17 protein-coding genes and 1 tRNA gene are annotated in these 18,029 nt (G+C 64.8%); all 18 read left to right on the forward strand.

Annotated elements, in window-relative coordinates; all coding sequences use genetic code 11:
• Nucleotides 1–51 precede the first annotated feature (51 nt).
• The 18 genes from pnp (at nt 52) to V4F39_RS16870 (ending at nt 18,020) form a co-directional block, all read left to right on the forward strand.
• Complete coding sequence (pnp, locus tag V4F39_RS16785) at nt 52–2,337, forward strand: polyribonucleotide nucleotidyltransferase (RefSeq protein ID WP_332290857.1); 2,286 nt, start codon at nt 52–54, stop codon at nt 2,335–2,337.
• A 55-nt stretch (nt 2,338–2,392) separates the two neighbouring features.
• Nucleotides 2,393–3,379 carry an NAD(P)H-quinone oxidoreductase gene (locus V4F39_RS16790; protein WP_332290858.1) on the forward strand — a complete coding sequence of 329 codons (987 nt, stop codon included), beginning with the start codon at nt 2,393–2,395 and terminating at the stop codon, nt 3,377–3,379.
• Between the two features lie 5 nt (nt 3,380–3,384).
• On the forward strand, nt 3,385–4,131 hold the full coding sequence (gene tpiA / locus V4F39_RS16795) for a triose-phosphate isomerase (RefSeq protein WP_332290860.1): 747 nt from the start codon (nt 3,385–3,387) through the stop codon (nt 4,129–4,131).
• Between the two features lie 19 nt (nt 4,132–4,150).
• Nucleotides 4,151–4,546 carry a preprotein translocase subunit SecG gene (secG, locus tag V4F39_RS16800; RefSeq protein ID WP_332290862.1) on the forward strand — a complete coding sequence of 132 codons (396 nt, stop codon included), beginning with the start codon at nt 4,151–4,153 and terminating at the stop codon, nt 4,544–4,546.
• A 120-nt stretch (nt 4,547–4,666) separates the two neighbouring features.
• Nucleotides 4,667–4,751, forward strand: a tRNA-Leu gene (locus V4F39_RS16805).
• Between the two features lie 167 nt (nt 4,752–4,918).
• Nucleotides 4,919–5,278, forward strand: a complete 360-nt coding sequence (locus V4F39_RS16810; RefSeq protein WP_332290864.1) for an NADH-quinone oxidoreductase subunit A — start codon at nt 4,919–4,921, stop codon at nt 5,276–5,278.
• Between the two features lie 6 nt (nt 5,279–5,284).
• Nucleotides 5,285–5,761, forward strand: a complete 477-nt coding sequence (locus tag V4F39_RS16815) for a NuoB/complex I 20 kDa subunit family protein (protein WP_332290866.1) — start codon at nt 5,285–5,287, stop codon at nt 5,759–5,761.
• 31 nt (nt 5,762–5,792) lie between these two features.
• On the forward strand, nt 5,793–6,395 hold the full coding sequence (locus V4F39_RS16820; protein WP_332290867.1) for an NADH-quinone oxidoreductase subunit C: 603 nt from the start codon (nt 5,793–5,795) through the stop codon (nt 6,393–6,395).
• A 28-nt stretch (nt 6,396–6,423) separates the two neighbouring features.
• Nucleotides 6,424–7,677, forward strand: coding sequence for an NADH-quinone oxidoreductase subunit D (locus V4F39_RS16825; RefSeq protein WP_332290868.1), 1,254 nt, complete (start codon nt 6,424–6,426; stop codon nt 7,675–7,677).
• Entirely contained in the window at nt 7,674–8,174 is a 501-nt protein-coding gene (locus V4F39_RS16830) for an NADH-quinone oxidoreductase subunit NuoE family protein (protein WP_332290869.1), read from the forward strand. The genes V4F39_RS16825 and V4F39_RS16830 overlap by 4 nt, the downstream gene beginning before the upstream one ends.
• Nucleotides 8,175–8,176: 2 nt before the next feature.
• On the forward strand, nt 8,177–9,535 hold the full coding sequence (gene nuoF, locus V4F39_RS16835; RefSeq protein ID WP_332290870.1) for an NADH-quinone oxidoreductase subunit NuoF: 1,359 nt from the start codon (nt 8,177–8,179) through the stop codon (nt 9,533–9,535).
• Between the two features lie 20 nt (nt 9,536–9,555).
• A complete protein-coding gene (nuoG, locus tag V4F39_RS16840) occupies nt 9,556–11,886 on the forward strand; it encodes an NADH-quinone oxidoreductase subunit NuoG (RefSeq protein ID WP_332290871.1) in 2,331 nt (776 codons plus the stop codon).
• Between the two features lie 2 nt (nt 11,887–11,888).
• Nucleotides 11,889–12,950: an NADH-quinone oxidoreductase subunit NuoH gene (gene nuoH / locus V4F39_RS16845; protein ID WP_332290872.1), complete on the forward strand. Its 1,062-nt coding sequence runs from the start codon at nt 11,889–11,891 to the stop codon at nt 12,948–12,950.
• Nucleotides 12,951–12,982: 32 nt separating this feature from the next.
• Nucleotides 12,983–13,471 carry an NADH-quinone oxidoreductase subunit NuoI gene (nuoI, locus tag V4F39_RS16850; RefSeq protein ID WP_332291546.1) on the forward strand — a complete coding sequence of 163 codons (489 nt, stop codon included), beginning with the start codon at nt 12,983–12,985 and terminating at the stop codon, nt 13,469–13,471.
• A 51-nt stretch (nt 13,472–13,522) separates the two neighbouring features.
• Nucleotides 13,523–14,161 (forward strand): NADH-quinone oxidoreductase subunit J, encoded by a 639-nt coding sequence (locus V4F39_RS16855; RefSeq protein ID WP_332290873.1) that lies wholly within the window; start codon nt 13,523–13,525, stop codon nt 14,159–14,161.
• Nucleotides 14,161–14,487 (forward strand): NADH-quinone oxidoreductase subunit NuoK, encoded by a 327-nt coding sequence (nuoK, locus tag V4F39_RS16860; protein ID WP_332290874.1) that lies wholly within the window; start codon nt 14,161–14,163, stop codon nt 14,485–14,487. Before V4F39_RS16855 ends, nuoK begins: the two co-directional genes overlap by 1 nt.
• Nucleotides 14,488–14,492: 5 nt before the next feature.
• Nucleotides 14,493–16,523 carry an NADH-quinone oxidoreductase subunit L gene (gene nuoL / locus V4F39_RS16865; RefSeq protein ID WP_332290875.1) on the forward strand — a complete coding sequence of 677 codons (2,031 nt, stop codon included), beginning with the start codon at nt 14,493–14,495 and terminating at the stop codon, nt 16,521–16,523.
• Between the two features lie 21 nt (nt 16,524–16,544).
• Entirely contained in the window at nt 16,545–18,020 is a 1,476-nt protein-coding gene (locus tag V4F39_RS16870) for an NADH-quinone oxidoreductase subunit M (RefSeq protein ID WP_332290876.1), read from the forward strand.
• Nucleotides 18,021–18,029: the final 9 nt, after the last annotated feature.

Here is an 18,029-nt window from a genome sequence, read left to right on the forward strand (position 1 = left end):
GCCCCGGGCACCCGGCGCCGCCCGTGAGGCGCCCATACCGGAGAAGAACAGATGAGCCTTTTCAACAAAGTCACCAAGACCTTCCAGTGGGGCCAGCACACCGTGACGCTGGAGACCGGCGAGGTCGCCCGCCAGTCGACCGGCGCCGTGCTGGTCAACATGGACGACACCGTGGTGCTCGCCACCGTCGTGGCCAAGAAGGAGCCCAAGCCGGGCCAGGACTTCTTCCCGCTGACGGTCGACTACATCGAGAAGACCTACGCCGCCGGCAAGATCCCCGGCAGCTTCTTCAAGCGTGAAGGCCGTCCGAGCGAGCTCGAGACCCTGACCAGCCGCCTGATCGACCGCCCGATCCGCCCGCTCTTCCCGGAAGGGTTCATGAACGAGGTGCAGGTCGTCATCCATGTGCTGTCGCTGAACCCCGAAGTGGCGGCCGACATCGCCGCGATGATCGGCACCAGCGCGGCGCTGGCCGTCAGCGGCATCCCGTTCAGCGGCCCGATCGGCGCTGCGCGCGTGGGCTACATCAACGGCGAATACGTGCTGAACCCCAACAAGTCCCAGCTGGCCAACAGCCAGATGGACCTGGTCGTCGCCGGCACCCAGGCTGCCGTGCTGATGGTCGAGTCCGAGGCGCAGCAGCTGTCGGAAGAAGTCATGCTCGGCGCGGTGGTGTTCGGCCACGAGCAGGGCAACGTGGCGATCCAGGCGATCAACGAACTGGTCCGCGACGCCGGCAAGCCGGAGTGGCAGTGGTCGGCGCCGGCCAAGGACGAAGCCTTCATCGGCAAGGTCACCGCGCTGGCCGAAGGCCCGCTGCGCGAGGCCTACCAGATCCGCAGCAAGCAGGCCCGCACCCAGGCGACGCGTGATGCCTACGCCAGCGTGATCGCTTCGCTCAAGGCGGAAGGCGCCGACTTCGACGCGGCCAAGGTCGAAGGCCTGCTGTTCGACATCGAGGCGCGCATCGTGCGCGGCCAGATCCTGTCGGGCGAGCCCCGCATCGACGGCCGCGACACCCGCACCGTGCGCCCGATCGAGATCCGCACCGGCGTGCTTCCGCGCACCCATGGCTCGGCGCTGTTCACGCGCGGCGAGACGCAGGCGCTGGTCGTCGCCACCCTCGGCACCGACCGCGACGCACAGCGCATCGACGCGTTGGCGGGCGAGTTCGAAGACCGCTTCATGCTCCACTACAACATGCCCCCGTTCGCCACCGGCGAAACCGGGCGCGTGGGCTCGCCGAAGCGCCGCGAGATCGGCCACGGCCGCCTCGCCAAGCGCGCGCTGGTCGCGGTGCTGCCCAGCAAGGAAGAGTTCCCGTACGCGATCCGCGTGGTCAGCGAGATCACCGAGTCGAACGGTTCGTCGTCGATGGCCTCGGTCTGCGGCGGCGCGCTGAGCCTGCTCGACGCCGGCGTGCCGCTGAAGGCGCACGTCGCCGGCATCGCGATGGGCCTGATCAAGGAAGGCAACCGCTTCGCCGTGCTGACCGACATCCTGGGCGACGAGGACCACCTCGGCGACATGGACTTCAAGGTCGCGGGCACCACCGGCGGCATCACCGCGCTGCAGATGGACATCAAGATCCAGGGCATCACCAAGGAGATCATGCAGGTCGCCCTGGCGCAGGCCAAGGAAGCGCGCCTGCACATCCTCGGCCGGATGAGCGAATCGGTGGGCGAGGCCAAGGTCGAGGTGTCGCAGTACGCCCCGCGCCTGTACACGATGAAGATCAACCCCGAGAAGATCCGCGACGTGATCGGTAAGGGCGGCGCGACGATCCGTGCGCTGACCGAGGAGACCGGCACGACGATCGACATCGGCGAGGACGGCACGATCACCATCGCGTCGGCCGACGCCGACAAGGCCGCCTATGCACGCAAGCGCATCGAGGAGATCACGGCCGAGGCGGAGATCGGCAAGGTCTACGAAGGCGCCGTCACCAAGATCCTGGATTTCGGTGCGCTCGTGAACATCCTGCCCGGCAAGGACGGCCTGCTGCACATCAGCCAGATCGCGCACCAGCGCGTCGAGAAGGTGACCGACTTCCTGCAGGAAGGCCAGATCATCAAAGTCAAGGTGCTCGAGACCGACGAGAAGGGCCGCATCAAGCTGTCGTTGAAGGCGCTGCTCGACAAGCCGGAAGGCTACGTCGAGGAAGAGCGTCCGCGCCGCGAGTACGGCGACCGTGGTGACCGCGGCGAGCGCCGTGACCGTGGCGATCGTCCGCCGCGCCGCGAGCGCGAGCCGCGCGAGCAGCGCGACGAGGTGTCCGGCGCGTCCGATGCTGCGCCGTCGAACGGCGATTTCGCCAAGCCTTCGCAACCCGAGTGATGCCACTCGCTGCCGCGGCGCCGGCCGGTGCCGCGGCGTTGCACGGAGTTTTTCGATGAATGCAATCGAGATCGCGCAGCCTGGCGGTCCCGAGGTCCTGACCCTCGTGCAGCGGCCCGACCCGGTGCCGGGCGCTGGCGAACTGCTGATCGCGGTGACGGCTTCGGGCGTCAACCGTCCCGACGTGGTGCAACGCAAGGGCCACTATCCGCCGCCGGCGGGGGTGTCCGATCTGCCGGGGCTGGAAGTCGCTGGGACGGTGGTCGCGGGTGCGCAGGCGGACCTGGCGGCGGCAGGTCTCGCGCTGGGCGACCGTGTCTGCGCGCTGGTGGCGGGCGGAGGCTACGCCGAGCTGTGCGTGGCGCCTGCCGGCCAGTGTCTGCCGGTGCCCAAGGGGCTGACGGACGTGGAGGCGGCCTGCCTGCCTGAGACGTTCTTCACCGTCTGGCAGAACGTGTTCCACATCGCCGGCCTGAAAGCGGGCGAGACGCTGCTGGTCCAGGGCGGATCGAGTGGCATCGGCACCACGGCGATCCAGCTGGCCAAGGCGCTGGGCGCCAGTGTGATCGTCACCGCCGGCACCGACGACAAGGTCGGCGCCTGCCTGCGGCTTGGTGCCGACCACGGCATCAACTACCGCACGCAGGATTTCGTCGCCGAGGTGCAGCGCATCACGGGCGGGCGCGGCGTGGACGTCGTGCTCGACATGGTGGGCGGCGACTACGTGGGCCGTGAAGTGGAATGCCTGGCCGTGGACGGCCGGCTGGCGCTGATCGCGGTGCAAGGCGGCACGAAGAGTGCGATCGACGCCGGCCTGGTGTTGCGCAAGCGCCTGTCGATCGTCGGCTCGACGCTGCGTCCCCGGTCGATCGACTACAAGACCCAGCTCGCACGCGCGTTGCGCGGCACCGTTTGGCCGCTCATCGAGGCGGGCCGCATCAAGCCGGTGATCCACAGCGTGTTCCCGGCCGCGCAGGCGGCGCAGGCGCATGCCTTGATGGAGTCCGGTGCCCATGTGGGCAAGATCGTCATGACTTGGTGAGCGCGATGACTACACGACGCAAATTGGTGGTGGGCAACTGGAAGATGCACGGCACCCACAAGGCCAACGCCGAACTCTTCGAGGGGCTCCTGGCGGCAGGTCCGAGCAATGCCGACGTGGCGGTGTGCGTGCCGTTCCCGTTCCTGGCGGAAGCGGCCGTGGCCCTGGCTGCGAGCGATGTCCGCTGGGGTGCCCAGGACTGCTCGGCCCACGAGCAGGGTGCCTACACCGGCGAGGTGTCATGCGGCATGCTGCACGAGTTCGGTTGCCGCTACGTGATCGTTGGACATTCCGAACGGCGCGCCTACCACGCCGAAAGCGATCAACTCGTGGCCGACAAGGCCAAGGCGGCCCTGGCCAAGGGCGTCACGCCCATCGTCTGCGTCGGCGAAACCCTCGCCCAACGCGAATCGGGCGAGACCGAGGCCGTGGTCAAGCGCCAGCTCTCGGCGGTGATCCACACGCTGGGGCATTGCGTGGGCGAAATGGTCGTGGCCTACGAGCCGGTCTGGGCCATCGGCACGGGCAAGACCGCATCGCCGGAGCAGGCCCAGGCGGTGCATGCGCTGCTGCGTGCGCAACTGCAGGCGGCGACGCCGCATGCCGCCGCCATGAAGATCCTCTACGGCGGCAGCGTCAAGCCGGACAACGCCGCAACCCTGTTCGCGCAGCCCGACATCGATGGCGGGCTGATCGGAGGCGCCTCCTTGAAGGCCGCCGACTTCGTGGCGATCTGCCGCGCTGCGCCCTGAAAACCTGGAGTCAAGAAGCATGCAAATCTGGATGAATATCGTTCTGGCAATCCAGCTCATCACGGCGATCGCCATGATCGGCCTGGTGCTGATCCAGCACGGCAAGGGCGCCGACATGGGCGCGTCGTTTGGCAGCGGTGCGTCGGGCAGCCTGTTTGGCGCCACGGGCAGCGCCAACTTCCTGTCGCGTTCGACCGCCGCCTGCGCCACGGTGTTCTTCGTGTGCACGCTGGCGCTGGCCTACCTCAGCAGCAACACGGCCAGCCGTGCTCCGGACGCCGGTGGCTCCATCTTCGAACGTGCCATTCCCACCGCGCCCGCGGTCGAAGGTTCCGTGCCTGCCGCCCCGAGCGCTTCGGAGGCCGCATCTTCTGCGGCCCCGGCGGCCTCCGGGGCCGTCATTCCCAAGCCCTGACGAAGTTTCGATGCATCATGTTGGTGAGAACCCTCGTAGTGCATCGAATTTCGGGCTAGAATACGAGGCTGTTCAGCGAGCAACACCTCACGCAAACTGAGCAGCAAAGCAACAAACACCGCCGACGTGGTGAAATTGGTAGACACGCTATCTTGAGGGGGTAGTGGCGAAAGCTGTGCGAGTTCGAGTCTCGCCGTCGGCACCAGACACAACTAGATAGGTTGCAGGCAAGGTCCTCATCCGGCACTTTGCAAGACAGCGCCCTGACAGCGAGAGCGAACAGGGGACATCGGGCGCGCTAGGGAGCCTTGGCGGTTCCGGCGCGCTTTTTGCTGCCCGGATGGGAGTCGCCGACAACCTAAGCCAAGAGCCATGGACCTGCAACAGTACCTGCCTGTCATCCTGTTCATCCTGGTCGGCGTCGGCGTCGGCATCGTGCCCCAGGTTCTGGGATTCCTGCTGGGGCCGCAACGGCCCGACATGGCGAAGAACTCGCCCTACGAGTGCGGCTTCGAGGCGTTCGAGGACGCACGCATGAAGTTCGACGTGCGCTACTACCTCGTGGCCATCCTCTTCATCCTTTTCGATCTCGAGATCGCCTTCCTGTTTCCCTGGGCCGTTGCGCTCAAGGAGATCGGTCCTGCCGGCTTCTGGGCGATGATGCTGTTCCTCACCATCCTCGTGGTGGGCTTCGTCTACGAGTGGAAAAAGGGCGCCCTCGACTGGGAGTAACTGCAAATGGGTATCGACGGCGTTCTCAAGGAAGGCTTCGTCACCACGTCGGTCGACAAGCTGATCAACTGGTCCAAGACGGGCTCCCTGTGGCCGATGACCTTCGGTCTGGCCTGTTGTGCGGTCGAGATGATGCATGCGGGCGCTGCGCGTTACGACATCGACCGCTTCGGCATGCTGTTCCGCCCCAGTCCGCGGCAATCCGACCTGATGATCGTCGCGGGCACGCTGTGCAACAAGATGGCGCCTGCGCTGCGCAAGGTCTACGACCAGATGGCCGAACCTCGCTGGGTGCTGAGCATGGGTTCGTGCGCCAATGGCGGCGGCTACTACCACTACAGCTACTCCGTGGTTCGTGGGTGCGACCGCATCGTGCCGGTCGATGTCTATGTGCCTGGCTGTCCGCCGACGGCCGAAGCGCTGCTTTACGGCATCCTGCAACTGCAGGCCAAGATCCGGCGAGAAAACACCATCGCGCGCTGATGCGCGCGGCCTCTTACGCGCACGCCATCGCATGACCCAGAAATTAGACCTCCTGCAGTCCACGCTGGAAGCCGTGTTGGGCGACCAGATCAAGGCATTCAAGCGAGAGCGCGGCGAAATCACCGTCACCGTTTCGGCAGCCGCCTATGCGGACGTGGCGAAGCGCCTGCGTGACGAGCCCTCGCTGCATTTCGAGCAATTGATCGATCTGTGCGGGCTCGACTACAGCAGTTGGAAGGACGATGGCAGCTACGAGGGCCCGCGGTTTGCGGTGGTCTCGCACCTGCTGTCGATCAAGCACAACTGGCGCCTGCGGTTGCGCGTGTACTGCCCGGACGACGAACTGCCGCTGGTCGCCTCCGTCAACGACGTCTGGAACTCGGCGAACTGGTTCGAGCGTGAGGCGTTCGACCTCTACGGCATCCTGTTCGAGGGCCACCTCGACCTGCGCCGCATCCTCACCGACTACGGTTTCATCGGCCATCCGTTCCGCAAGGATTTCCCGACCTCCGGCCATGTGGAGATGCGCTACGACCCCGAGCAGAAGCGCGTGATCTACCAGCCCGTGACGATCGAGCCGCGCGAGATCACGCCTCGGATCGTGCGGGAAGACAACTACGGCGGGCTGCACTGAGCGCCGGAAGGCGCGGACAGGTTTTCTCATGGCAGAGATCAAGAACTACACGCTGAATTTCGGCCCCCAGCACCCTGCCGCGCACGGCGTGCTGCGGCTGGTGCTGGAGCTCGACGGCGAGGTGATCCAGCGGGCCGACCCGCACATCGGCCTGCTGCATCGTGCGACGGAAAAGCTCGCGGAGAGCAAGACCTTCATCCAGTCCCTGCCGTACATGGACCGCCTCGACTACGTGTCGATGATGTCCAACGAACACGCGTATTGCCTGGCCATCGAGAAGCTGCTGGGCATCGAGGTGCCGGAGCGGGCGAAGTACATCCGCGTGATGTTCAGCGAGATCACGCGCCTGCTGAACCACCTGCTGTGGCTGGGTTGCCATGGCATGGACTGCGGCGCGATGAACATGCTGATCTACTGCTTCCGCGAGCGGGAAGACCTGTTCGACATGTACGAGGCCGTGTCCGGCGCGCGCATGCATGCGGCGTACTTCCGTCCGGGCGGCGTGTACCGCGATCTGCCCGATGTGATGCCGCAGTACAAGGTTTCGAAGATCCGCAACGCCAAGGCGATCGCGGCGCTGAACGACAACCGTCAGGGCTCGCTGCTCGATTTCATCGAGGACTTCGTCAAGCGTTTCCCGATGATGGTCGACGAGTACGAAACGCTGCTCACCGACAACCGCATCTGGAAGCAGCGCACCGTCGGCATCGGTGTGGTATCGCCGGAGCGCGCCCTGAACCTCGGTTTCACCGGCGCGATGCTGCGCGGCTCGGGCTTCGCCTGGGACCTGCGCAAGACGCAGCCTTACGAGGTGTACGACCGGATGGACTTCGACATACCTGTCGGCGTCAACGGCGATACCTACGACCGCTATCTGGTGCGCATCGAGGAGATGCGCCAGTCGAACCGCATCATCCAGCAGTGTGTCGACTGGCTGCGCAAGAACCCCGGCCCGGTGATCACCGACAACCATAAGGTGGCGCCGCCCTCGCGCGTGGACATGAAGTCCAGCATGGAAGAGCTGATCCACCACTTCAAGTTGTTCACCGAGGGCTTCCATGTGCCCGAAGGGGAGGCCTATGCGGCCGTGGAGCATCCGAAGGGCGAGTTCGGCATCTACCTGGTCAGCGACGGCGCGAACAAGCCTTACCGGCTGAAGATCCGCGCGCCGGGATTCGCACATCTGGCGGCGCTGGACGAAATGGCGCGCGGCCACATGATCGCCGACGCCGTCGCGATCATCGGCACCATGGACATCGTGTTTGGCGAGATCGATCGATGAGTCTGAGCACTGAGATCACCGAGGCCACCTTGGCCCGTTTTGCGAAGGAAGTCGCCAAGTACCCGGCCGATCAGAAGCAGTCCGCCGTGATGGCCTGCCTGTCGATCGTGCAGCAGGAACAAGGCTGGGTATCTCCCCAGAGCGAGTCGACCATCGCCCACTACCTGGGCATGCCGGCGATCGCCGTGCACGAGGTGACGACCTTCTACAACATGTACAACCAGCAGCCGGCGGGGCGTTTCAAGCTCAACGTCTGCACCAACCTTCCTTGCCAGCTGCGAAACGGTCAGCACGCGCTGGAGCATCTGTGCTCTCGGCTAGGCGTGGAAGAGGGTGGGACCACGTCGGACGGTCTGTTCACCGTGCAGAAGACGGAATGCTTGGGCGCCTGCGCGGATGCACCCGTGATGCTGGTCAACGACCGGCAGATGGTCAGCTTCATGTCGGACGAGCGTCTCGATGACCTCGTCGATACCCTCAAGTCGCAGGCGAAGTGAACATGCTCGATCTTTCGAAGTTCCAGGCGACGGGCGGCGAAACCTGCTTCCACGACCGCCACATCGAACCGCAGATCTATGCCGGACTGAACGGCGCGAACTGGTCGCTGAAGGACTATGAGGCACGTGGCGGCTACCAGGCGCTGAGGAAGATCCTCGGTGCCGATGGCGGTGCGGGGATGACGCCGGACCAGGTGATCGCCGAGGTCAAGCTGTCGGGCCTGCGTGGCCGCGGAGGCGCCGGCTTCCCGACGGGATTGAAGTGGAGCTTCATGCCCCGGCAGTTCCCGGGCCAGAAGTACCTCGTCTGCAATTCCGACGAGGGCGAGCCCGGGACGTGCAAGGACCGAGACATCCTCGCCTACAACCCGCACATCGTCATCGAGGGCATGGCCATCGCCGCCTATGCGATGGGCATCAGCGTGGGCTACAACTACATCCACGGCGAGATCTTCGAGGTGTACGAGCGCTTCGAGGCCGCGCTGGAGGAGGCGCGGGCGGCCGGCTACCTGGGAGCCAACATCCTTGGCAGCAGCTACAGCTTCCAGCTGCACGCGCACCACGGCTTCGGCGCCTACATTTGCGGCGAGGAAACGGCACTGCTGGAGTCGCTCGAAGGCAAGAAGGGCCAGCCGCGCTTCAAGCCGCCATTCCCGGCGAGCTTCGGCCTCTACGGCAAGCCGACGACGATCAACAACACCGAGACCTTCGCCGCGGTGCCGTGGATCATCCGCAACGGCGGCCAGCCGTATCTCGACATCGGCAAGCCCAACAACGGCGGCACCAAGATCTTCTCGGTGGTCGGTGATGTGAACCGGCCGGGCAACTACGAGGTTCCGCTGGGCACGCCTTTCACCAAGCTGCTCGAGCTGGCCGGTGGGGTGCGTACGGGCCGCAGGCTGAAGGCGGTGATCCCGGGTGGATCGTCGGCGCCCGTGTTGCCGGCAGCCATCATGAACGAGTGCACCATGGACTACGACTCGATCGCCAAGGCGGGGTCAATGCTGGGTTCGGGGGCGGTCATCGTGATGGACGACTCCCGCTGCATGGTGCGCAGCCTGCTGCGCCTGTCGTACTTCTACATGCATGAAAGCTGCGGCCAGTGCACGCCGTGCCGCGAGGGCACGGGCTGGCTGTGGCGCATGGTCGACCGCATCGCGAACGGCCAAGGCCGTCCGGAAGACGTCGATCTGCTGAACTCCGTGGCGGACAACATCCAGGGCCGCACGATCTGCGCGCTGGGAGATGCCGCGGCCATGCCGGTGCGCGCCATGCTCAAGCACTTCCGCGACGAGTTCGTCCACCTCATCGAACACAAGACTTCCAAGGTTCCGCAGCCGGCTTCGGCCGTTCATGCCTGACGGCCGCGGGGCATCCCAACATGGTTGAAATCGAACTCGACGGCAAGAAGGTCAACGTTGTCGAAGGCAGCATGGTGATGCATGCCGCCGACGCTGCCGGCACCTACATTCCGCACTTCTGCTACCACAAGAAGCTGAGCATCGCGGCCAACTGCCGCATGTGCCTCGTGGAAGTGGAGAAAGCGCCCAAGCCGATGCCGGCCTGCGCCACACCTGTCACCAACGGCATGATCGTCCGCACCAAGAGCGACAAGGCGATCAAGGCGCAGCAGGGCGTCATGGAGTTCCTGCTGATCAACCATCCGCTGGATTGCCCGATCTGCGACCAGGGCGGCGAGTGCCAGTTGCAGGATCTGGCGGTCGGCTATGGCGGCTCCTCGTCTCGCTACCAGGAAGAGAAGCGCGTCGTCTTCCACAAGGACGTCGGCCCGCTGATCTCGATGGAGGAGATGTCGCGCTGCATCCATTGCACCCGCTGCGTGCGCTTCGGCCAGGAAGTGGCCGGCGTCATGGAACTGGGCATGATCCATCGCGGCGAGCACTCCGAGATCACCACGGTGACGGGCAACACCGTCGATTCCGAGCTCTCCGGCAACATGATCGACCTGTGCCCGGTCGGCGCGCTGACGAGCAAGCCTTTCCGCTACAGCGCGCGTACCTGGGAACTGTCGCGGCGCAAGAGCGTGAGCCCGCACGATGGCGTCGGCGCCAACCTGATCGTGCAGGTCAAGTCGAGCAAGGTCGTTCGCGTGGTGCCGCTGGACAACGAGGCGGTCAACGAGTGCTGGCTTGCCGACCGCGACCGCTTCTCGTATGAAGCCGTCAACAGCGAGTCGCGCCTCACCACGCCGATGATCAAGCAGGGCGGCCAATGGCAGGCCGTCGACTGGAACACCGCACTCGGCTACGTGGCCGACGGCTTGAAGCGCGTGAAGGCCGAGTTCGGCACGTCCGGCATCGGTGCGCTGGGCTCCGCGCATTCGACCGTCGAGGAACTGCACCTGCTGGCCAAGCTCGTGCGTGGCCTGGGCAGCGAGAACATCGACTATCGCACCCGGCATGCGGATTTCGGCCTGGAGCAGGGCGGTGTCCGATGGCTGGGCACGTCGATCGCTTCGCTGTCGAAGCTGCAGCGGGCCCTCGTGATCGGATCGTTCCTTCGCAAGGATCAGCCGCTGTTCGCGCAGCGGCTGCGGCAGGCCGCGCGGCACGGCGCTCACGTCCACAGCCTGGGCGCCGTCAATGACGACTGGTTGATGCCGATGGGTACGCGCCTCGTCGCCGCGCCGAGCGCGTGGGTGTCGGCGCTGGCCGAAGTGGCTGCAGCCGTCGCCGACGCCACCGGCGCTGCCTGGCCGCTGCCCGAGCAGAACAAGGTGGATCCGGGCGAGGCGGCGCGTGCGATCGCGACGTCGCTGCTGTCCGGCCAGCAGAAGGCCGTTCTGCTCGGCAACGCCGCCGCACAACATCCGCAGGCGTCGCAACTGCTGGCGCTGGCGGGCTTCATTGCACGCCACACGGGTGCCACGGTCGGCTACCTGACCGAGGCCGCCAACTCCGTAGGGGCCCAGCTGGTGCATGCGATGCCGCGCGAAGGCGGCCTGAACGCAGGGCAGATGCTTTCGCAACCGATGAAGGCGTTGCTGCTGCTGAACGTGGAGCCGGCGCTCGACGCAGCCGATGCCGCGGCAGCGACTGCTGCGCTGCAGGCCTCCGGCCTCGTGGTGGCCCTGACGCCGTTCAAGGATGCGCGGGTCGAGAACGCGGATGTGCTGCTCCCCATCGCGCCTTTCACCGAGACGTCCGGCACGTTCGTCAATGCCGAAGGCCGTGCGCAGAGCTTTCACGGCGTGGTCAAGCCGCTGGGGGATGCACGGCCCGCCTGGAAAGTGCTGCGTGTGCTCGGCAACCTGCTGGGGCTGGACGGCTTCGACCACGAGACCAGCGAAGCGGTGCGTGGCGAAGCACTCGGTGATGCGGAGGCCGTGGTGTCGAAGCTCAGCAACGAAGCGACGCCCAGCGCCGGCTTGGCGAGCGGCTCGGCCGATGGCCTCGAACGACTGGCCGACGTGCCTATCTACAGCACCGACTCGCTGGTCCGTAGGGCCACGTCGCTGCAGTTGACGGCCGATGCTCGCCCGCCGGTGGCGAGCCTGCCTTCGGCCCTGTGGTCCGCACTGGCATTGAAGCCGGGCGACCGCGTGCGCGTTTCGCAAGGTGCCGCCACTGCGGTGCTCCCGGCGGTCGAAGACGCCACGCTGTCGTCGTCGACGGTCCGCGTGCCCGCAGGCCACGACCACACCGCGACCCTCGGCGCCATGTTTGGCGCGCTGACCATCGAAAAAGCCTGACCATGCTGGATTCCCTCCAACAAGCCGGCACCTCGCTGCTCGGTCCGACGCTCTGGCTGGTGGTCTGGAGCCTCATCAAGATCGTCGTCGTCGTGGCGCCGTTGATGGGCTGCGTCGCCTACCTCACGCTCTGGGAGCGCAAGGCCATCGGCTGGACACAGATCCGCCCGGGCCCGAACCGGGTCGGCCCCTTCGGCCTGCTGACGCCGATCGCCGATGCGGTCAAGCTGATCTTCAAGGAGATCATCCGTCCGACGGCGGCCAACAAGGGCCTGTTCTTCCTGGGCCCGATCATGACCATCATGCCGGCGCTGGCCGCGTGGGCCGTGGTGCCGTTCGGTCCGGAGGTGGTGCTCGCGAACGTCAACGCAGGCCTGCTGTTCCTGATGGCGATCACCTCGCTCGAGGTCTACGGCGTCATCATCGCCGGCTGGGCGTCCAACTCGAAGTACGCCTTCCTCGGCGCGCTGCGGGCTTCCGCGCAGATGGTCAGCTACGAGATCGCGATGGGGTTCTGCTTCGTCGTGGTGCTGATGGTGTCCGGCACCCTCAACATGAGCGACATCGTGCTGGGGCAGGGCAAGGGCATCTTTGCCGACAAGGGCCTGGGCATCCTGTCGTGGAACTGGCTGCCGCTGCTGCCGATCTTCGTCGTCTACTTCATCTCGGGCTTGGCCGAGACCAACCGCCATCCGTTCGACGTCGTGGAAGGTGAGTCGGAGATCGTCGCCGGCCACATGATCGAGTACTCGGGCATGTCCTTCGCGATGTTCTTCCTGGCCGAGTACGCCAACATGATCCTCGTCTCCACGCTGGCGGTGATCCTGTTCCTCGGCGGTTGGCTCAGCCCCTTCGCGTTCCTCGACTTCATCCCCGGCTGGATCTGGCTGGCGATCAAGGTCTTCGTCGTGGTCACGATGTTCCTGTGGGTGCGCGCTACCTTCCCGCGCTTCCGCTATGACCAGATCATGCGCCTGGGCTGGAAGATCTTCATTCCCGTCACGCTGGTCTGGCTGGTCGTGATCGGCCTGTGGATCCAGTCGCCCTGGAACGTCTGGGCCTGACGGCGCCCATCCTGCATACAGAGGTCAACCCCATGTCTGCTGTCAAAGACTTCGTTTCCAGCTTCATGCTGCTGGAACTGCTGAAGGGCCTGAAGCTCACCGGTCGGCACTTCTTCCAGAAGAAGATCACCATCCAGTTCCCTGAAGAGAAAACGCCGCTGTCGCCGCGCTTTCGCGGCCTGCATGCATTGCGCCGCTACGACAACGGCGAAGAGCGCTGCATTGCATGCAAGCTGTGCGAGGCCGTGTGCCCAGCGATGGCGATCACCATCGAATCTGATGTCCGCGACGACGGCTCGCGCCGGACCACGCGCTACGACATCGACCTGACCAAGTGCATCTTCTGCGGCTTCTGCGAAGAAAGCTGCCCGGTCGACTCGATCGTCGAAACCCACATCTTCGAATACCACGGCGAAAAGCGCGGCGACCTTTATTTCACGAAGGACATGCTGCTGGCTGTCGGCGACCGCTACGAGCGTGAAATCGCCGCCAACAAGGAGGCCGACGCGAAGTACCGCTGAAGCTTCGGCCGCACCGGCGGCCCGAGGCTCGCGAGTGTCCGCGCGAGAAACATGAATACGACGACCGCTCTCTTCTACGTCTTTTCAGCGGTACTGCTGTTTGCCGCGTTCCGTGTCATCACGGCGCGCAGCACGGTGCATGCTGCGCTGTTCCTGGTCCTGGCCTTCTTCAGCGCATCCTGCGTCTGGATGCTGCTGAAGGCCGAGTTCCTCGCCATCACCCTGGTGCTGGTCTACGTCGGCGCCGTGATGGTGCTGTTCCTGTTCGTGGTGATGATGCTGGACATCAACACCGACGCATTCCGGCAGAACTTCTGGCGCCACTTCCCCGTCGCCGGCCTCATCGGCGCGGTGATCGCTCTGGAGATGGCCGCCGTGCTGTACCAGGGCTTCTACGTGCCGGAGGCACCGGCGTTGAGTGAAGCGGCCATCCAGGCGGGCAACACGAAGATGCTTGGCATCGAGATGTACACCAAGTACCTCTACCCGCTCCAGATCGCGGCCGTGCTCTTGCTGGTGGCCATCATCGCGGCGATCGCGTTGACACTGCGCCGGCGCAAGGATTCGCGTGCCATGAATCCGTCCGAGCAGGTCCGTGTCAAGAAGGCGGATCGTGTGCGCCTCGTCAAGATGAAGCCCACGATCGAAACGCCGGCCGCCGCGGCCGTCCAGCCTGAGGGGAAGCAGTGATGCTGGGTTCTGTCTCTCTCGGCCACTACCTGTCGCTGGGCGCCGTGCTGTTCGCGTTGTCGGTGATCGGCATCTTCTTGAACCGTCGCAACCTGATCGTGCTGCTGATGGCGATCGAACTGATGCTGCTGGCCGTCAACCTCAACTTCGTGGCGTTTTCGCACTACCTGCCTGTTGCTGCCGACCAGATGGCGGGCCAGGTGTTCGTCTTTTTCATTCTGACGGTGGCGGCCGCCGAGTCGGCGATCGGGCTTGCGATCCTGGTCGTGCTCTTCCGCAACCGTGCATCGATCAATGTCGAGGAACTCGACACCTTGAAGGGCTGATGAGCATGTCGGCAACCCTGTCCCAGAACATGCTCGTTGCGGTGCCGTTGGCACCGCTCGTGGGCTCCATCATCGCCGGCTTCTTCGGCAAGGCCGTGGGGCGCCGTGGCTCGCACATCGTCACCATCCTCGGAGTCGCGATCGCGTTCGTGCTGTCGGCGCTGGTGTTGAAGAGCGTCGTCGTCGACGGCGCGCGGTTCAACGCCACCATCTACGAGTGGATGCGGCTCGGCGATCTGAAGATGGAGATCGGCTTCCTCGTCGATGGCCTCACTGCGATGATGATGTGCGTCGTGACCTTCGTGTCGCTGATGGTCCACATCTACACGATCGGCTACATGGAGGAAGACCCGGGCTACCAGCGGTTCTTCTCGTACATCTCGCTGTTCACGTTCTCGATGCTGATGCTCGTGATGAGCAACAACTTCCTCCAGCTGTTCTTCGGCTGGGAGGCCGTGGGCTTGGTCTCCTACCTGCTGATCGGCTTCTGGTTCAAGAAGCCGACCGCGATCTTCGCCAACATGAAGGCTTTCCTGGTGAACCGGGTCGGCGACTTCGGTTTCATCCTGGGCATCGGCCTGCTGCTGGCGTTCACCGGCACGCTCAACTACGGCGAGACCTTCGCGAAGAGCGGTGAACTGGCGCAGCTGACGCTGCCGGGTACGAACTGGATGCTGCTGTCCGTCGCCTGCATCTGCCTGTTCATCGGTGCGATGGGCAAGAGCGCCCAGGTCCCGCTGCATGTCTGGCTCCCGGACTCGATGGAAGGCCCGACGCCCATCTCCGCGCTGATCCACGCGGCGACGATGGTCACGGCCGGCATCTTCATGGTGGCTCGCATGTCGCCGCTGTTTGAACTGTCGGACACGGCGCTGTCCTTCGTGCTGGTGATCGGTTCGATCACTGCGCTGTTCATGGGGTTCCTGGGCATCATCCAGAACGACATCAAGCGCGTGGTGGCGTATTCCACACTGAGCCAATTGGGCTACATGACCGTCGCGCTGGGCGTGTCCGCGTACTCGGTGGCGGTGTTCCACCTGATGACGCATGCCTTCTTCAAGGCCCTGCTCTTCCTGGGTGCCGGCTCGGTCATCATCGGGATGCACCACGATCAGGACATCCGCAACATGGGCGGCCTGCGCAAGTACATGCCCATCACGTGGATCACGTCTCTGCTGGGATCGTTGGCGTTGATCGGCACGCCGCTGTTCTCTGGCTTCTACTCGAAGGACAGCATCATCGAGGCGGTGCACGAAAGCCATCTGTGGGGGGCGGGTTTCGCCAACTTCGCGGTCTTGGCGGGCGTGTTCGTGACGGCTTTCTACTCGTTCCGGATGTATTTCTTGGTCTTCCATGGCAAGGAGAATTTCCGCCACAAGCCGTTCCCCGGGGAGCACGACCACCATGACGACCATGAGGGGCATCACGAGCCCCATGTGCCGCACGAGTCGCCGTGGGTGGTGACGGCGCCGCTGGTGCTGCTTGCCATCCCGTCCGTGGTCATCGGCTACCTCACGATCGAGCCGCTGTTGTACGGCGAGTTCTTCAAGGATGCGATCTTCGTGGACAGCGCCCGGCACCCGGCCATGGCCGAGCTCAAGGAGGCATTCCATGGCGCTTCGGCGATGGCCTTGCACGGCCTGTCGACGGCCCCGTTCTGGCTCGCGCTGGGCGGCGTCGTGGTGGCTTGGTGGTTCTATCTGATTCAGCCCGCGATTCCGGCGGCGATCAAGGCGCGTTCAGGCTTCCTCTACAAGCTGCTCGAGAACAAGTACTACATGGATGCCTTCAACGAGAAGGTCATCGCTGCGGGCGCCCGCATGCTGGGCATCGGCTTGTGGAAGGGCGGCGACGTCGGCCTGATCGACGGCGCGGTCGTCAACGGTTCGGCACGCCTGGTGGGCGGCATCGCTTCGCTGACACGCTTCCTGCAGACAGGCCATCTCTACTGGTATGCGTTGGTGATGCTGCTGGGTGTCTTCGGCTTGATGACCTGGCAACTGTGGCCCACGCTGGGCGGCCTCTTCGGGCGCTGAGGCAGGGCGGAGAACAAGAACATGGGATTGTTGAGTGTTGCCATCTGGCTGCCGATCGTCTTCGGCACCGTTCTGCTCGCGTTGGGCAGTGACAGGCATGTACAGGCCGTGCGGTGGCTCGCCCTGATCGGTGCCGTCCTCGGCTTCGTCGTCACGTTGCCGCTGATCACCGGATTCGATGCAGGCACTGCAGCCATGCAGTACCAGGAAAACCTGGCCTGGATCGACCGGTTCAATGTGCGTTACCACCTGGGCGTCGACGGACTGTCCGTGTGGTTCGTCCTCCTCACGGCCTTCATCACCGTGATCGTGGTCATTTCCGCGTGGGAGGTGATCACGGACCGCGTGAACCAGTACATGGGTGCGTTCCTGATCCTGTCAGGGATCATGATCGGCGTCTTCTCGGCGCTGGACGGCCTGCTGTTCTATGTTTTCTTCGAGGCGACGCTGATCCCGATGTACATCATCATCGGCGTGTGGGGTGGCCCGCGGCGTGTCTATGCGGCGTTCAAGTTCTTCCTCTACACGCTGCTCGGTTCACTGCTGATGCTCATCGCGCTGCTGTACCTGTACTACAAGTCGGGCGGCAGCTTCTCGATCCTCGACTGGCACCGGTTGCCGCTGGGTGATACACCCCAGACCCTGCTGTTCTTCGCCTTCTTCGCGGCGTTCGCCGTCAAGGTGCCGATGTGGCCGGTGCACACCTGGCTGCCCGACGCGCACGTGGAGGCGCCGACGGGTGGCTCGGTCGTGCTGGCGGCCATCATGCTGAAGCTCGGAGCCTACGGCTTCGTCCGCTTCTCCATGCCCATCGCGCCCGATGCGTCGCACGAGTGGGCGTGGCTGATGGTCGCGCTGTCGCTCGTCGCGGTGATCTACGTCGGCCTGGTGGCGCTGGTGCAGCAGGACATGAAGAAGCTCGTCGCCTATTCGTCCATCGCCCACATGGGTTTCGTGACGCTGGGATTCTTCCTCTTCAGCGAACTCGGCGTGGCCGGCGGCATCGTGCAGATGCTGAGCCACGGCTTCGTCTCGGGTGCAATGTTCCTGTGCATCGGCGTGCTCTACGACCGTGTGCACTCGCGTGAAATCAAGGCCTATGGCGGCGTGGTCAACACCATGCCCAAGTTCGCTGCATTCGCGGTGTTCTTCGCGATGGCCAATGCGGGCCTGCCAGGCACGAGCGGCTTCATCGGCGAATGGATGGTGATCCTGGCGGCAGTGAAGTTCAGCTTCGTGATCGGCCTGCTGGCCGCAACCGCGCTGATCCTCGGGGCGGCTTACAACCTGTGGATGGTCAAGCGGGTCTATTTCGGAGAGGTCGCCAACGACGACGTGCGGGCGCTCACGGACGTCAACACCCGGGAATTCCTGATGCTGGCGATCCTGGCGACCGCGACGCTGGCGATGGGCGTGTACCCGAAGCCGGTGACTGATGTCATGCACGTCTCGGTCAACGAACTTCTGAAGCATGTGGCAATTTCCAAACTTCCCTGACGGACGGCC

Source organism: Aquincola agrisoli (assembly GCF_036621135.1).
In the GTDB taxonomy this organism is placed as follows: Bacteria; Pseudomonadota; Gammaproteobacteria; order Burkholderiales; family Burkholderiaceae_C; genus Aquincola; species Aquincola agrisoli.

What these genes read in the sequence shown, in the direction of transcription:
- nuoK (WP_332290874.1), top strand. Translation starts at nt 14,161, where the DNA reads ATGCTGGGTTCTGTCTCTCTCGGCCACTACCTGTCGCTGGGCGCCGTG.
- V4F39_RS16790 (WP_332290858.1), top strand. Translation starts at nt 2,393, where the DNA reads ATGAATGCAATCGAGATCGCGCAGCCTGGCGGTCCCGAGGTCCTGACC.
- pnp (WP_332290857.1), top strand. Translation starts at nt 52, where the DNA reads ATGAGCCTTTTCAACAAAGTCACCAAGACCTTCCAGTGGGGCCAGCAC.
- nuoL (WP_332290875.1), top strand. Translation starts at nt 14,493, where the DNA reads ATGTCGGCAACCCTGTCCCAGAACATGCTCGTTGCGGTGCCGTTGGCA.
- secG (WP_332290862.1), top strand. Translation starts at nt 4,151, where the DNA reads ATGCAAATCTGGATGAATATCGTTCTGGCAATCCAGCTCATCACGGCG.
- nuoI (WP_332291546.1), top strand. Translation starts at nt 12,983, where the DNA reads ATGTCTGCTGTCAAAGACTTCGTTTCCAGCTTCATGCTGCTGGAACTG.
- V4F39_RS16820 (WP_332290867.1), top strand. Translation starts at nt 5,793, where the DNA reads ATGACCCAGAAATTAGACCTCCTGCAGTCCACGCTGGAAGCCGTGTTG.
- V4F39_RS16855 (WP_332290873.1), top strand. Translation starts at nt 13,523, where the DNA reads ATGAATACGACGACCGCTCTCTTCTACGTCTTTTCAGCGGTACTGCTG.
- nuoF (WP_332290870.1), top strand. Translation starts at nt 8,177, where the DNA reads ATGCTCGATCTTTCGAAGTTCCAGGCGACGGGCGGCGAAACCTGCTTC.
- V4F39_RS16815 (WP_332290866.1), top strand. Translation starts at nt 5,285, where the DNA reads ATGGGTATCGACGGCGTTCTCAAGGAAGGCTTCGTCACCACGTCGGTC.
- tpiA (WP_332290860.1), top strand. Translation starts at nt 3,385, where the DNA reads ATGACTACACGACGCAAATTGGTGGTGGGCAACTGGAAGATGCACGGC.
- nuoH (WP_332290872.1), top strand. Translation starts at nt 11,889, where the DNA reads ATGCTGGATTCCCTCCAACAAGCCGGCACCTCGCTGCTCGGTCCGACG.
- V4F39_RS16870 (WP_332290876.1), top strand. Translation starts at nt 16,545, where the DNA reads ATGGGATTGTTGAGTGTTGCCATCTGGCTGCCGATCGTCTTCGGCACC.
- V4F39_RS16810 (WP_332290864.1), top strand. Translation starts at nt 4,919, where the DNA reads ATGGACCTGCAACAGTACCTGCCTGTCATCCTGTTCATCCTGGTCGGC.
- V4F39_RS16830 (WP_332290869.1), top strand. Translation starts at nt 7,674, where the DNA reads ATGAGTCTGAGCACTGAGATCACCGAGGCCACCTTGGCCCGTTTTGCG.
- V4F39_RS16825 (WP_332290868.1), top strand. Translation starts at nt 6,424, where the DNA reads ATGGCAGAGATCAAGAACTACACGCTGAATTTCGGCCCCCAGCACCCT.
- nuoG (WP_332290871.1), top strand. Translation starts at nt 9,556, where the DNA reads ATGGTTGAAATCGAACTCGACGGCAAGAAGGTCAACGTTGTCGAAGGC.